This is a genomic window from Autumnicola aciditolerans (genome assembly GCF_041679265.1).
Lineage (GTDB): Bacteria > Bacteroidota > Bacteroidia > Flavobacteriales > Flavobacteriaceae > Autumnicola.
Map to the genome: position 1 here is coordinate 114,622 of NZ_JBGFSM010000007.1, position 14,028 is coordinate 128,649.

Genomic DNA, 14,028 nt, shown 5'->3' on the forward strand with positions numbered 1-14,028 from the left:
ATGTACGCAGAAAGTAGATTCGATGTTCAGATTCAGCAAAAAATAACAGTTAATATTTTCACTGAAATTATTCCAGGTATTGTTCGTCAATAAAACCTGTGAAGGTTTAAATATTTCAGGAAATTAATTTCACCGCATCTTTTGCAAAGTAACTGGCGATCATATTGGCGCCGGCACGTTTAATGGCCGTAAGCTGTTCCAGCATTACGGCGTCATGATCCAGCCAGCCTTTTTCGGCAGCAGCTTTTATCATCGCGTATTCCCCGCTAACCTGGTAAACCGCAACGGGCACATTTACGGCATTTTTAATATCCCGTACAATATCGAGATAGCAGAGGCCGGGTTTTACCATCACAATATCGGCACCTTCCTGTATATCCAAAAGGGTTTCCTTTACCGCTTCATCACGATTGGCGGGATCCATTTGATAAGTTTTTTTGTCTTTTGGAATATCCTGAGCGTCCACAGGGGCCGAATCCAGGGCATCGCGAAAAGGCCCGTAAAACGCCGAAGCAAATTTTGCGCTGTAGCTCATAATCCCGGTATCATAGAAACCTTCATCTTCCAGGAGGCTTCTCATCTCAAAAATGCGGCCGTCCATCATGTCACTCGGTGCTACAAAATCGGCTCCGGCTTTCGCATGAGATAAGGCCATTTCAGCTAAAACCGCGGCAGAATCATCATTAAGGATTTTACCATCTGCCACAATTCCGTCATGCCCATAGGAAGAATAAGGATCCAGGGCAACATCTGTCATCACCAGCATTTCGGGTACGGCATTTTTTACTGTCTTTACCGCTTTCTGCATCAACCCGTCCGGATTTAGTGCTTCAGTGCCTGCATTGTCTTTTAGATCATCGGGAACTTTTACAAAAAGCAGGACAGATTTTAATCCAAGGTTCCATAATTCTTTAACTTCTTTCTCGAGCAAATCCAGGCTTACCCGGTAATAATCAGGCATTGAAGCGATTTCTTCCTTTACGTTTTTTCCCTCCACCACAAAAAGCGGCACAAGAAAATCATTAGGAGTTATGGCAATTTCCCTCACCAGGCTTCTTATGGCTTCATTTGTTCTTAATCTTCGGTTTCGTATTAGCATGGCTTTAAGTTATAAGCTTTAAGCTGTAAGCTTCAAGCGGTTCTACAAGTTATTTTTGATTTTTTGGATTAGTGAAAATAGCATTTTCTTTATTTCATTAATTGCTTCGGTGAGTTTATCAAAGCGATCTTTATAAATGAAATACAAATCTTTTGAAACTAAAATTAAATATTCAAGTTCAAAAGCAGAACCGGATGAAATATGCAAAAACCGCAGAAATTCTTTTTGCGTTTCTCTTCCACATCCCTCAACTATATTAGTTGGGATCAAAAGGGCAGCTCGGTTCATCTGGGAAATAAGATTAAATTTTTCGTCTGCAGGAAAAGTCCTGGTGATTTTATATATCTCAAGAACCAATGCATGAGATTTCTGCCAGACCTTATAGTTCTTATAATCAACCATATCAAATTTTTTAAAAAAGCATAGAGCTTATTGCTTTAAGCTTATAGCTACTCAACCCATCCCCTTGGTTCCATAAGCACTTTCAACAGTTTTTCCTCTTCGCTTCCGGGCTGCGGATGGTGGTCGTAAACCCATTGTACCTGTGGAGGCAGGCTCATTAAAATACTCTCAATCCTCCCATTGGTTTTTAAACCGAATAAGGTGCCTTTATCATGAACAAGATTAAACTCCACGTACCGGCCTCTTCTTATTTCCTGCCAGTTGCGTTGTGCTTCAGAATAAGCCAGGTCTTTTCGTTTTTCAACTATAGGCACATAGGCGTTAAGAAAACTATCCCCTACTTCCGTAACAAAATCGTACCATTTTTCTATGCTCATTTCTTCGGAAGCTTTGCAGTAATCAAAGAATAGTCCTCCAATTCCGCGGGCTTCGTTGCGATGGGAATTCCAAAAATAGTCATCGCATTTTTGCTTGTATTCCGGGTAAAATTCAGGTTTAAATTTATCACAGGCATTTTTACAAACCTGGTGAAAATGCGCCGCGTCTTCCTCAAAAAGGTAATACGGGGTAAGGTCCTGACCCCCGCCAAACCACTGGTCAATCGTATTTCCTTCTTTATCGTACATTTCAAAATAGCGCCAGTTGGCATGCACTGTAGGCACCATGGGATTTTTTGGGTGGAGCACAAGACTAAGTCCACAGGCGAAAAAATCGACCTCCCCAACTTTAAAATATTTTTGCATGGCGGGAGCAAGGGGCCCGTGCACTGCCGAAATATTGACCCCACCTTTTTCGAACACCTCCCCATTTTCTATCACTCTGGTCCTTCCACCGCCACCTTCAGGACGATCCCACAAATCCTCTTTAAATTTAGCTTTTCCATCAAGTTCTTCCAGTTTTGCAGTTATCGCATCCTGAAGTTCTTCAATGTATTGATAAAATTTCTCTTTCATTAAATTAAAGATTTGGCCTCATTTATTTTCTGAATAAGAGAAAAGGAAAAGGTTTTGCTCTCCTGCTGGGAATATTCGTAAAGTGCTATAGCTTTTTGGGCAAGGGAACTTTCAAGTTCTACGGGTTCAACTTCAGCCATTTTAAGAAAAAGGTCACCCATTTTTTCATAATTTGAAGGGTGAAAATCTTTTTCCTGAAGCATTGTAAGCACTTCCCGTGGTGCTGAATTTTCTAATCTTAGCAGCTCCAGGTCAAATTTTTCTTTTAGCCGGTTGTTTAACTTTTTCCGCTGCTCTTTTTCCCATAAATCGGGCACCATTTCCCACTCCAGCAAATCCTCTAGAACTTCATTCAGCTTTCGTTCCTCTTCGTCTTTAAAGCCTTTCCTTAACATATCTTTTCTGTTTAAATTTTATATTCTTTTACTGCATCCACAAAAGCCCTTGCATTATCCACCGGAATATCTGGCAAAATGCCATGGCCAAGATTTGCGATATAGGCATCTTTTCCAAATTCATCTATCATTTGGTGTACCATTTTTTTAATCTGGGCAGGAGGCGAATATAACCTGGAAGGATCAAAATTTCCCTGTAGCGTAATTCTTCCACCGCTTAAATAGCGGGCATTCCTGGCGGTACAGGTCCAGTCTACGCCCAGCGCCGCGGCACCAGACTGAGCCATTTCATTTAAAGCGAACCAGCAACCTTTACCATAAGCAATTACCGGGACTTCTCCTTTTAGCGCATCAATAATCTGCTGCATATATTTCCATGAAAAGCTTTGATAATCTGTTGGGGAAAGCATCCCACCCCAGGAATCAAAAAGCTGCACGGCATCTACACCGGCTGCCACTTTTGCCTTCAGATAAGCGATTGTGGTATCGGTAATTTTTTGAAGTAAAGCATGTGCAGCCGCAGGATTGGTAAAACAGAATTTTTTGGCAAGGTCAAAATTCTTACTTCCCTGGCCCTGCACGGTATAGCACAAGATGGTCCAGGGAGAACCGGCAAATCCAATTAAAGGTACTTCATCATTAAGCTCCTCCTTGGTCATTTTTATGGCATCAAAAACGTACTGAAGTTCTTCGTGAACAATCGGGACACGCACTTTTTGAACATCTTCCAGGGAACGAACGGGATTGGGTAACCACGGCCCCACGCCTGGTTTCATTTGTACTTCAATATTCATGGCCTGAGGGACCACAAGAATATCGCTGAATAAAATTGCGGCATCAGGTCCAATTTGTCTTATAGGCATCACGGTAATTTCGGTGGCAAGTTCTGGGGTGCGGCAACGCGTAAAGAAATCGTATTTTTCTTTAAGCTGCATAAAGTCCGGCAAATATCTTCCCGCCTGGCGCATCATCCAGACCGGGGGCCTTTCTACCGTTTCCCCTTTTAATGCTTTAAGTAATAAATCGTTTTTGATCATGTTTCTATTTTCTTTCTCTTAATTTTTATACCTACAAGGTTTTTTAAACCTTGCAGAAATTATTGCTATCCTTCAAGGTCTTTTTTTGACCTTGTAGGTTTTAATTTAAATTATAATTGCTATTTATTATTCAAGTCTAAATTTTTCTTCTATTTCCACATTTTTATTTCGGTGTGTGATTATAAAATTTTCCCTGTTTTCAAATAAGTTCAACACTTCCTCTCGTTTTAAAAGCGTTTCTTTTTTCGAAATTAATGAAGAATAAGAAGAAAAAATGTAGTTTTCAAAATCTTCTCCAAAGTGCATTTTTGGGTTCAAGGGAACATATAAAATTAGACTTTGAAGGTGTTTTTCCTGTGTAAGTTCAATTCTCTTAAAATGTTTTTCAAATAAGCTTCCCGTCCTTTCCTCCCGTTTATTAAAAGTCTTGGCATAAGCATTAAATAAATTGGAAAAAGCCTGAGTGACTAATTTTGGTTCGGCTTCAATACGTATTACAAGATGAAAATGGTTGCTTAAAAGACAATATGCGAAGGGAGAGACGTAAGTGGAAAGGTATTTTTTGAACAGATTTAGAAAGTATTGCTTATTGGCATTATTGGTAAAAATTACACAACCATTAATCCCTCTGTTGTAGATGTGATAGTATTTATCTTCTATTAATGATTCCAGTTTCATTGGCTTTTCTTAAAACCTTTGGTTATCTAAGGACCTACAAGGTTTTGTAAACCTTGCAGGAGTTCCTGCTGTCCTGCAAGGTCTTTTTTTGACCTTGTAGGTATATCTTTCGTTCTAAATTTATTTTACTAATTCCATTTTTCTATCTTATCATCTTCTAAAATATTTCACCACCTGTACAATTACATTTTCAATACTGGGCGTGGTGGCAACAACAATATTTCCGATATGTTTTTTTGCTTCTGATGCCGTTGTTTTCCCAATGCAAAAAGCAACTGAATCTTTCAGTCCGTTTTCCTTTATAAAACTCTTTACCGCGCTCGGACTAAAAAATAAAATTCCATCAAACTCCTGACTAAACTTTTGAAAATTCAGGCTGGTTTTATACACTTCTATTTCTGTAAAATCCACCTGATTGTTCCTGAGGATGGCAGGAAGCTCCTCCCTTCTTTTATTTCCGCAGAAAAAAATAAATTTTTCATGCTTATACTTATTTGTAATAATATTGGCCAGCTCTGCTGCATGAGTCGCTGTTTCCAAAATTTTAAACTTTTCATTTTTTAAAAAAGAAGAAGTTTTTTCACCCACGCAAAAACAATTTTCTATAGAAACTCCTTTCTTCAGGATTGCTTTGCCCGCATTTTTACTGGTGATAATAGCATTTTTCACATTAGGAGCTTCAAAACCGATAAAGTCGATTTTTATAGCCTCATAATCGACATAGGCGAGTCCGGCATTTAAAATGAGGTTTTGCTGGGAAGAAGTTAATATTTTTGTAGACAGAATGGTAGCCATCACTGCTTTATTGCTTTTTTAAATTCCGCCATGAGTTCGCGGCCACCATTATTCAGGATTTCTTCAGCACAGCGGCTTCCAAAGCCATCAATTTCTTCAACAGCAACTTCTTTTTCCACTTCAAATTTTTGGCTTCCGTCCATGCTAAAAAGGGCACCTTTAAAATGCACAATTTCATCTTTAAGGGTAGCCAAGGCTCCGATAGGAGCGGTGCAGCCACCTTCAAGTTTTCTCAGAAACTCTCTTTCTATGTGCACTGCAATTTGGGTTTTCCTATGATTAAGGGCATTAAGCGCATCTCTGCAAAACGTATCACTTTCCATAGCTACCACCAGCATTGCACCTTGGGCGGGCGCAGGGATCATCCAGTCCAGGTCTATAAAATTATCTGGTTTTAACTCGATTCTTTCCAGCCCGGCTGCGGCGAAAATTGCTCCATTCCAGTCATTGTCCTGTAGTTTTTTCATTCGCGTGTTCACATTCCCGCGAAGGTCTACCACCTTATGTTTTGGGTAATTGTGCAGCCATTGTGCCCTGCGCCTGAGGCTTCCGGTGGCAATAGTGCCTTCAGAATTTAAAAAATCCAGGCCTTTATGAACCAGGATATCTTTGTAATTTGCCCTTTTCATCACTGCTGCTTCCACAATACCTTTGGGAAGGGCTGTGGGCACATCTTTCATGGAATGAACGGCGATGTCTATTTCACCTTTTATCATGGCAACATCCAGCGTTTTGGTAAAAATCCCGGTGATGCCCATTTCATATAAAGGCTGATCCAGGTTGAGGTCGCCGGAAGATTTTACCGGAACAAGTTCGCTTTTATGGCCAAGCTTTTCCAGCGCGGCCTGCACGGTTTTTGCCTGCCAAAGAGCAAGTTCGCTGTCCCTGGTGCCAATTTTTATGACTCTGTTCATTTCTGAAGCTCTTCAAGCTGAAAAACCTTTTGGATAAGTTCCAGGCTTTCATCTGTAGTATTGGAATCTTCCTTGAGATGGTTGGCAAAATGCTTCATTATTTTCTGAATGATGCGATTGCTAACAATTTCAGCTTGTTCATTATTAAAGTCGGCTATTTTTTTACGCTGAAAGTCCAGTTCTGCATCTTTCATCGTTCTTAGCTTTTTCTTTAAAGCTTTAATGGTAGGAGCAAATTTGCGGGTTTCCATCCATTTATTGAATTCCCCTTCAACCTCCTCAATAATAAGTTCGGCCTGCGGAATAAATTGTTTCCGGCGCTCCAGGGTTTCATCGGTCATCTTAGAAAGCTGGTCTAAATGCACGAGTTTCACATTTTGGAGTTCTTCAACATCTTCTGAAACATTCTTGGGAATAGAGAGATCCAGCACTAAAAGTTCCTTTTTACAGTAAATAAGCTCTTTGGAGACCGTCGGATTTTGTGCGCCCGTAGCAACAATAAGAATATCGGCTTTTCTTATTTCTGCCTGTAAATCGGCATACTCTTTTACCACAAGGTTAAACTTCCCGGCTATTTTTTCAGCCTTACCTTTGGTGCGGTTAATAAGGGTGATGTGATCATTTTGCGTATGCTTAATTAAATTCTCACAGGTGTTTCTTCCAATTTTTCCTGTTCCAAATAGAAGAATATTTTTTTCTGAAACATTTTCGATATTATTCAGGATATACTGAACAGAGGCGAAGGATACTGATGTTGCCCCGCTGGAGATTTCAGTTTCGTTCTTAATACGCTTACTCGCCTGGATCACCGCGTTAACCAGCCTTTCTAAAAAAGGATTGGCAACGCCCATTTTTTTGGAGCGGATAAAGGCTGTCTTTAACTGGCTGATAATTTCAAAATCTCCCAGTATCTGGCTATCCAGGCCGGTGCCAACTCTAAAAATATGGGAAATCGCTCTATTGTTTTTATGTACATAGGCAACTTTCTCAAATTCTTCAACGGTGCCGTGGGTATGCTCGCAAAGTAATTTTATAAGCTGAAAAGGATGCTGTGCAAAACCATAAATTTCGGTACGGTTGCAGGTAGAAGTCACCAGAATGCCGTCAATTCCTTCATTTTTAGCCTGTTGCAAAAGCCTTACTTTAGCATCTTCATCAAGGCTAAAATGTCCTCTTATTTCAGCATCGGCCTTTTTGTAACTTAAGCCAACGGTATAAAAATGTTTTCCTTTTGAAAATTGATAATCTTCCATGTACCTATTTAGGGTATGAGCAAGCAAAAGTAATATAATGAAAAAGGAAAAAATAACGCTGTAGGTACTAAATATGTCGATAGATGATTAATATGTCAAAATCAAAGCTATAAATCTGAAAATACTTTACTTTTGTGATAGTACAGGAGCTTTTTAGCTTAGTTGTTTAGTATGATTCTAAATAATAATTCTTGATAGATATGGATATTGAAGAAAAAAATACCGCTGTAGGTTTAACAGAGGAAATAAAGGTGGAGGAAGGCTTTTTTGTTCTAAAGTTTCAAAATGATGGGAAAGAAGCACAACAGTTTGTACGCGAAATAGATAGCAGTTTTATACAATTTCATTTCAGCGTAAAAGGACATGGAAAATTTATGTTCAATAATAACAATTATGAACTTCCATTAATGGAGGAAAATTCGTTGTTGCTCTACAATCCGCAGCGTAATTTGCCGTTAAATTTGTCTCTTGCCGCCGATTCCTGGCTGGTTTCCCTGGTGATTTCCATTAAAAAATTCCATTCGCTTTTTTCACAGGAAGCGGATTACATTAGTTTTTTAAGTACCGAGAACAGGGACAAAAAGTATTATAAAGATGCTCCAATTTCGCCTTCTATGGCAATTGTCCTTAATCAGCTAATGAATTTTAACTTAACGCCCAGCATTAAAAATCTTTATTTTAAAGGAAAAGCTTTTGAATTGCTGAGCCTTTATTTTAACAGGACTGAAGATCCAGACGTGGAACAATGCCCATTTTTAAGCGATGAAGAAAATATTATAAAAATAAGGAAAGCCAAGGACATTGTGATTTCCCGAATGGCAGAACCTCCTTCTTTACAGGACCTGGCCGATGAAATAAAACTTAGTCTTAAAAAGCTTAAAGAAGGTTTTAAACAAATCTATGGGGACTCGGTTTATAGTTTTCTTTTTGATTACAAAATGGAATACGCGCGTAAACTCCTGGATAGTGGGGAATATAATGTAAATGAAGTAGGCCTTAAGGTAGGATACAGCACTTCCAGCCATTTTATCGCGGCCTTTAAAAAGAAATTTGGCACCACGCCAAAAAAATATATAATGTCATTACCCTCATCGCTGTAAATTGGGTGGAACTTATACGACCATAAAAAAGTACAATGCCAGGCTGCTTTACCTCTAAAATTATAGCCATATTTTTGTGCTGAAAAAGAAAAGTTATGAGTAAAGGTGTACTCCTTGTTAATTTAGGCTCGCCCGATAGTACCGATCCTAAAGACGTAAAAAAATATCTTGGTGAATTCCTGATGGACGAAAGGGTAATTGATGTGCCGCTATGGGCGCGAACGCTTTTGGTAAAAGGAATTATACTTAACACCAGGCCAAAAAAATCGGCCGAAGCTTATCAAAAAATCTGGTGGGACGAAGGCTCTCCTTTAATTGTTCTTTCTGAAAGATTACAGGAAAAAATAGATGATATTACCTCGGTTCCTATTTCGCTGGCGATGCGTTATGGAACTCCTAATATTTATAATGGCCTTAAAGAACTGCATGAAAAAGGAGTAGATGAAGTACTGCTTTTCCCGCTCTACCCGCAATTTGCGATGGCTACTACAGAGACCATTCTGGTTCTCGCAGAAGAACTTCGGAAAAAGCATTTTCCGGACATGAAATTCACAACCGTTCCCCCGTTTTATAATCATCCCGATTATATTAGAACTCTGGCCCACAGTATTTCAGAAAACCTGGAAGGAGTAGATTTTCAGCATTTACTTTTTTCGTACCATGGAGTGCCTGAAAGGCATATCCGCAAGAGCGATATTACCAATTCGCATTGCAAGATTGATGGTTCCTGCTGCCAGACAGCTTCTACGGCACACCAGTTTTGTTACCGCCACCAGTGTTTTGAAACCACGCGACTGGTTGCCGAATACCTGGAATTAAAAGAAAATACGTATAGCGTGTCTTTCCAGTCGCGCCTGGGCTTTGATCCATGGTTGCAACCGTATACTGACAGGACTATAGAAAGATTTGGAAAACAGGGCATGAAAAACCTTGCTATTGTAACGCCAGCTTTTGTATCAGATTGCCTTGAAACCCTGGAAGAAATCGCCATGGAAGGAGAGGAGATTTTCCATGAAGTGGGAGGTGAGCAATTTACCGTAGTTCCATGTTTAAATGATCGTAAAGACTGGGTGAATGTGCTTTCAAGGTGGATTGATGAATGGGCGCATCAAAAGCCCGTTGAAGCATAATGGCAAAAATCAATTCGGCGGCACTGGGAAAGGAGCCAATTGGGAGATTACTCATACAACAGGCGGCACCCGCTTCCATAGGCATCCTGGTAATGTCGCTGAACATTCTTATCGATACCATTTTTGTTGGAAACTGGATAGGCCCCACAGCTATTGCCGCAATAAATGTGGTTTTACCGGTTTCTTTCTTTATTGCCGCCCTGGGAATGGCCATAGGAATTGGCGGGTCCTCTATAATCTCCCGGGCACTGGGGGCAAACCAGCAGCAAAAAGCGCTCAAAACTTTTGGAAATCAAATTACACTCACTTTACTGCTATGTATTAGTATGGTGATTGTTGGGTTGATCTTTATAAATGAACTTATTCCCGCCTTTGGTGGAAAAGGCGAAATTTTTGAACCGGCTAAAATCTATTACAGGGTGGTACTTTACGGGATTCCATTCCTTGCCCTTTGTATGATGGGGAATACGGTAATAAGGGCTGAGGGTAAACCAAAATTTGCCATGATCGCCATGATTATTCCCTCTGTTGGGAACCTTATTCTGGATTATGTTTTTATTAATCAGATGGAAATGGGAATGCTTGGCGCCGCCTGGGCAACAACCGCTTCTTATTTTTTCTGTTTTGGATACATTCTCTGGTTTTTTCTTTCAAAAAAATCAGAATTAAAAATTAGTCTGCCGCATTTTGGGATAGACTTTCCCATTTTAAAAGAAATCTCCTCCCTTGGGTTTGTGACTCTTGCAAGGCAGGCAGTGGTAAGCATCACCTACCTCTTGATGAATAATATCCTTTTTGAACTTGGCGGGGAAAATTCGGTTACGGTTTATGCCATTATTGGGAGGATGCTCATGTTTGCCCTTTTTCCGGTTTTAGGAGTAACGCAGGGATTTTTACCTATTGCAGGTTTTAATTATGGCGCTCAAAATTATCAACGGGTTCGTAAAACCATTAATACCGCAGTGCTTTATGCAGTTGGATTGGGGATTTTGGTTTTTGTCGGGATCATGTTTTTTGCTGAAGATATTGTTGGAATTTTTACCGATAATGCCGTTATAATTGCTGAAACTCCCGGCGCCATGAGATGGGTATTTGCCGCTACGCCAATTGTAGCGCTTCAGCTTATAGGAGCGGCATATTTTCAGGCCGTGGGAAAAGCTATTCCTGCATTTTTGCTAACCTTGTCCAGGCAAGGCTTCCTTTTTATTCCGCTGGTATTAATCCTTCCGCAGTTTTATGGCGAAATTGGGGTGTGGATTTCATTTCCAATTGCCGATCTTCTTTCCACCATGGTTACGGGATATTTCCTCAACCGGGAAATTAGGAAAAATTTAAAGCCGACGGTTTAAATAGATTAAATTTGTAATTTTAAGAAACACTGAAAACCTAATTCTTGATAGAATATTATAATTACATAAAATCGCTTCATCTTATTTTTGTGATAACCTGGTTCGCCGGGCTTTTTTATATTCCACGGCTTTTTATCTATCATATTGAAGCTTTGCAAAAACACGAACCCGAAAAGTCTATTCTCTCCTCCCAATTTAAATTAATGACCAGGCGCCTATGGTTTATTATTACCTGGCCTTCTGCAATTCTCGCGAGTTTATTTGCTTTTTGGATGCTTTTTTTAATGCCTGCATGGTTGCAGCAGGACTGGATGCTGGTAAAACTGGGCTTTGTGGTGCTGCTTTATGCCTATCATTATAAATGCCATCTTATTTTTAAGCAACTTCAAAATGATGTGGTAAAGTGGACTTCCAACCAGATGCGGCTCTGGAACGAAGGTTCCACACTAATCCTTTTTGCCGTAATATTCCTGGTGATTTTGAGGAATGCCTTAAATTGGATCTACGGGGTTTTAGGTATTTTTCTACTGGCTGGAATGTTAATGCTGGGTATAAAAATATACAAAAGGATACGATCAAAAAACCCCGATGCCTAGACTGGTTCAATAATTGATGCAACCTGCAGGAAGAATAATTTTATGAGGCTCTTAAAACTTTCCTTACGCACCCGTATTTTCATAGCCATGATCTTGTTGGTTTTGGGGGCGTCTATTCTTATAGCCGGCGTTACCGTTTACCAGTACAAGCAGGAGGCTGAAAGTTATCATAAAGAAAGGCTGGAGCGCAAAGAACAGGCTATTAAGGAAAATATCAGGTTTGTCCTGGCAAGTACCACCTACCTTGTGAACACAGAAAATATTCCTGCGATTTTTAAGGAACGCCAGAAGATTTACGAAATGGCCACAGTGCACGAAATGCAAATCAATATTTATGACCTTAAAGGCCGGCTGCTGGTAAAATCTGAAGAATCCTTCTTTCGGGACACCATTAATACCCGCATTGATCCGGCAATTGTTAAAAAGCTGGATGCCGCTTCAAATAAAAGGGTGCTCAGAAAAACTGAAGTCAACGGGCAAAAATATCAGTCTTCCTACAGTTATATTACCGATCATAAATTTAAACCACTGGCTATATTGTATTTGCCATATCTTCAGGATGACAGTGTATTAAACCGCGATCTTCACAACTTCCTGATGCGCATGGGGGAAATTTATCTCTTTATGCTCGTGCTGGCAATTATCATGTCTTATTTCCTGTCCAGCTACATCACCAAATCCCTGAAGATTATTTCTGAAAAAATAAACCAGACGCGGCTGGATAAAAGAAACCAGAAAATTGAGCTTAGCAATGCCACCGAAGAAATTTACGCCCTGGTATCAGCATATAACAGCATGATAGACGAGTTGGAAGAAAGCGCGGTGAAACTGGCCACAGGCGAGCGGGAACAGGCCTGGCGGGAAATGGCAAAACAGGTGGCGCATGAAATTAAAAATCCGCTAACGCCAATGAGGCTTAGTGTGCAAAGTTTTGAGCGGCAATTTGATAAAAACGATCCTAATATCGAGCAGAAGGTAAAGGAATATAGCGCTACCCTTATTAACCAGATTGATACCATGAGCTCTATTGCTTCTGCTTTTTCAAATTTCGCCAAAATGCCGGCGCAGCAAAACGAGACGCTTAATGTGCCGAAAATTGTAAAACTGGCCCTGGATATTTTTAATGAAAAATACATCATTTTCACTTCAGAAAAAGAAGAAATCCTTGCGAAATTTGATCGTACACAGCTCATAAGGGTGATTACCAACCTGGTGAAAAATGCCGTACAGGCCCTTCAGGGAAAGGAAAATCCGAAAATTATGGTGAGCGTGGAAGAAGAGGAGGAAGAAGTTTGTGTAACAATTTGCGATAATGGTTCGGGTATTTCCGAAGAAAACAAGGATAAGATCTTTGAACCTAAATTTACCACTAAATCCAGCGGGATGGGCCTTGGGCTTGCTATGGTAAAGAACATTGTGGAGACTTATAACGGGACCATTAGCTTTGTTTCCAATCCCAATAAAGGCACTATCTTTAAGGTGAGGTTTCCAAAATAAACAACCAACAAAAAATATGTTATGGAGTACAACAACATTATTGTAGAAATTGGCGGCGGAATTTTGCAAATTACCATTAACCGGCCGTCAAAGCTCAATGCACTTAATAAAGAAACCATTGCTGAACTGCATGATGCTTTTGCAGATGCAAAGGAAGATGAAGAGGCAAAAGTGATTATTTTAACCGGAAGCGGCGAAAAAGCCTTTGTAGCAGGCGCCGATATTAGTGAATTTTCAGACTTTTCTACGGAAGAAGGAAAACAACTTGCTGCAGAAGGCCAACAAAAGTTGTTTGATTATGTGGCCAATTTTCCAAAACCCGTAATTGCCGCAATTAATGGTTTTGCCCTTGGCGGCGGACTCGAACTGGCCATGGCGGCGCATTTTAGGATTGCCAGTGACAATGCTAAAATGGGCCTTCCCGAAGTCTCTCTTGGGGTAATACCCGGGTATGGTGGTACGCAGCGTTTGCCCCAATTGGTAGGGAAAGGCCGGGCGATGGAGATGATCATGACCGCAGGGATGATAGATGCCAACCAGGCGCTGCAGTACAATCTTGTAAACCATGTAACAGAGCAGACGGAATTATTGGATTTTGCTGAAAAGCTTGCTGAAAAGATTATGAAGAATTCCCTTGTGGCTATTAGTGCCGCTATTAAAGCCATTAACGCCAATTACGAGGCCGGAGTAAATGGTTTTGATACTGAAATTGAAGAATTTGGGAATTGCTTTGGTACTGAAGATTTTAAGGAAGGGACTTCAGCATTTCTGCATAAAAGAAAAGCAGAATTCCCAGGGAAATAACAGGTTTTTCTGCCCTGTTAAAATTT

Annotated in this window: 15 protein-coding genes; 6 read left to right on the forward strand and 9 right to left on the reverse strand. The window is 40.1% G+C overall.

Going from position 1 to position 14,028, the window contains the following annotated elements:
* Positions 1–115: 115 nt before the first annotated feature.
* From hemB to hemA, 9 genes are all read right to left on the reverse strand, one after another.
* On the reverse strand, positions 116–1,099 hold the full coding sequence (gene hemB, locus AB8M93_RS09300; RefSeq protein WP_373057300.1) for a porphobilinogen synthase: 984 nt from the start codon (positions 1,097–1,099) through the stop codon (positions 116–118).
* A 42-nt stretch (positions 1,100–1,141) separates the two neighbouring features.
* Positions 1,142–1,501, reverse strand: a complete 360-nt coding sequence (locus AB8M93_RS09305) for a four helix bundle protein (RefSeq protein WP_373057301.1) — start codon at positions 1,499–1,501, stop codon at positions 1,142–1,144.
* Between the two features lie 47 nt (positions 1,502–1,548).
* On the reverse strand, positions 1,549–2,454 hold the full coding sequence (gene hemF, locus AB8M93_RS09310) for an oxygen-dependent coproporphyrinogen oxidase (protein ID WP_373057302.1): 906 nt from the start codon (positions 2,452–2,454) through the stop codon (positions 1,549–1,551).
* Complete coding sequence (locus AB8M93_RS09315) at positions 2,454–2,849, reverse strand: hypothetical protein (RefSeq protein WP_373057303.1); 396 nt, start codon at positions 2,847–2,849, stop codon at positions 2,454–2,456. Before AB8M93_RS09315 ends, hemF begins: the two co-directional genes overlap by 1 nt.
* Positions 2,850–2,860: 11 nt before the next feature.
* Positions 2,861–3,886, reverse strand: coding sequence for a uroporphyrinogen decarboxylase (hemE, locus tag AB8M93_RS09320; protein WP_373057304.1), 1,026 nt, complete (start codon positions 3,884–3,886; stop codon positions 2,861–2,863).
* A 126-nt stretch (positions 3,887–4,012) separates the two neighbouring features.
* Complete coding sequence (locus AB8M93_RS09325; RefSeq protein ID WP_373057305.1) at positions 4,013–4,564, reverse strand: transposase; 552 nt, start codon at positions 4,562–4,564, stop codon at positions 4,013–4,015.
* A 150-nt stretch (positions 4,565–4,714) separates the two neighbouring features.
* Entirely contained in the window at positions 4,715–5,359 is a 645-nt protein-coding gene (locus AB8M93_RS09330) for a uroporphyrinogen-III synthase (protein ID WP_373057306.1), read from the reverse strand.
* Positions 5,359–6,273, reverse strand: a complete 915-nt coding sequence (gene hemC / locus AB8M93_RS09335) for a hydroxymethylbilane synthase (protein WP_373057307.1) — start codon at positions 6,271–6,273, stop codon at positions 5,359–5,361. Before hemC ends, AB8M93_RS09330 begins: the two co-directional genes overlap by 1 nt.
* Positions 6,270–7,526 carry a glutamyl-tRNA reductase gene (gene hemA / locus AB8M93_RS09340; protein WP_373057308.1) on the reverse strand — a complete coding sequence of 419 codons (1,257 nt, stop codon included), beginning with the start codon at positions 7,524–7,526 and terminating at the stop codon, positions 6,270–6,272. The genes hemC and hemA overlap by 4 nt, the downstream gene beginning before the upstream one ends.
* Positions 7,527–7,726: 200 nt before the next feature.
* On the opposite strand from hemA, the gene AB8M93_RS09345 reads away from it, so the two are divergent.
* The 6 genes from AB8M93_RS09345 to AB8M93_RS09370 all read left to right on the forward strand — a co-directional run bounded on the left by AB8M93_RS09345 (position 7,727) and on the right by AB8M93_RS09370 (position 14,002).
* Entirely contained in the window at positions 7,727–8,626 is a 900-nt protein-coding gene (locus AB8M93_RS09345) for an AraC family transcriptional regulator (RefSeq protein WP_373057309.1), read from the forward strand.
* A gap of 95 nt (positions 8,627–8,721) precedes the next feature.
* Entirely contained in the window at positions 8,722–9,756 is a 1,035-nt protein-coding gene (hemH, locus tag AB8M93_RS09350) for a ferrochelatase (protein ID WP_373057310.1), read from the forward strand.
* A complete protein-coding gene (locus tag AB8M93_RS09355) occupies positions 9,756–11,105 on the forward strand; it encodes an MATE family efflux transporter (protein ID WP_373057311.1) in 1,350 nt (449 codons plus the stop codon). The genes hemH and AB8M93_RS09355 overlap by 1 nt, the downstream gene beginning before the upstream one ends.
* A 47-nt stretch (positions 11,106–11,152) precedes the next feature.
* Positions 11,153–11,701, forward strand: a complete 549-nt coding sequence (locus AB8M93_RS09360; RefSeq protein WP_373057431.1) for a CopD family protein — start codon at positions 11,153–11,155, stop codon at positions 11,699–11,701.
* A gap of 42 nt (positions 11,702–11,743) precedes the next feature.
* Positions 11,744–13,198 (forward strand): sensor histidine kinase, encoded by a 1,455-nt coding sequence (locus tag AB8M93_RS09365; protein WP_373057312.1) that lies wholly within the window; start codon positions 11,744–11,746, stop codon positions 13,196–13,198.
* A 21-nt stretch (positions 13,199–13,219) separates the two neighbouring features.
* On the forward strand, positions 13,220–14,002 hold the full coding sequence (locus AB8M93_RS09370) for an enoyl-CoA hydratase/isomerase family protein (protein ID WP_373057313.1): 783 nt from the start codon (positions 13,220–13,222) through the stop codon (positions 14,000–14,002).
* The last annotated feature ends 26 nt before the right edge of the window (positions 14,003–14,028 follow it).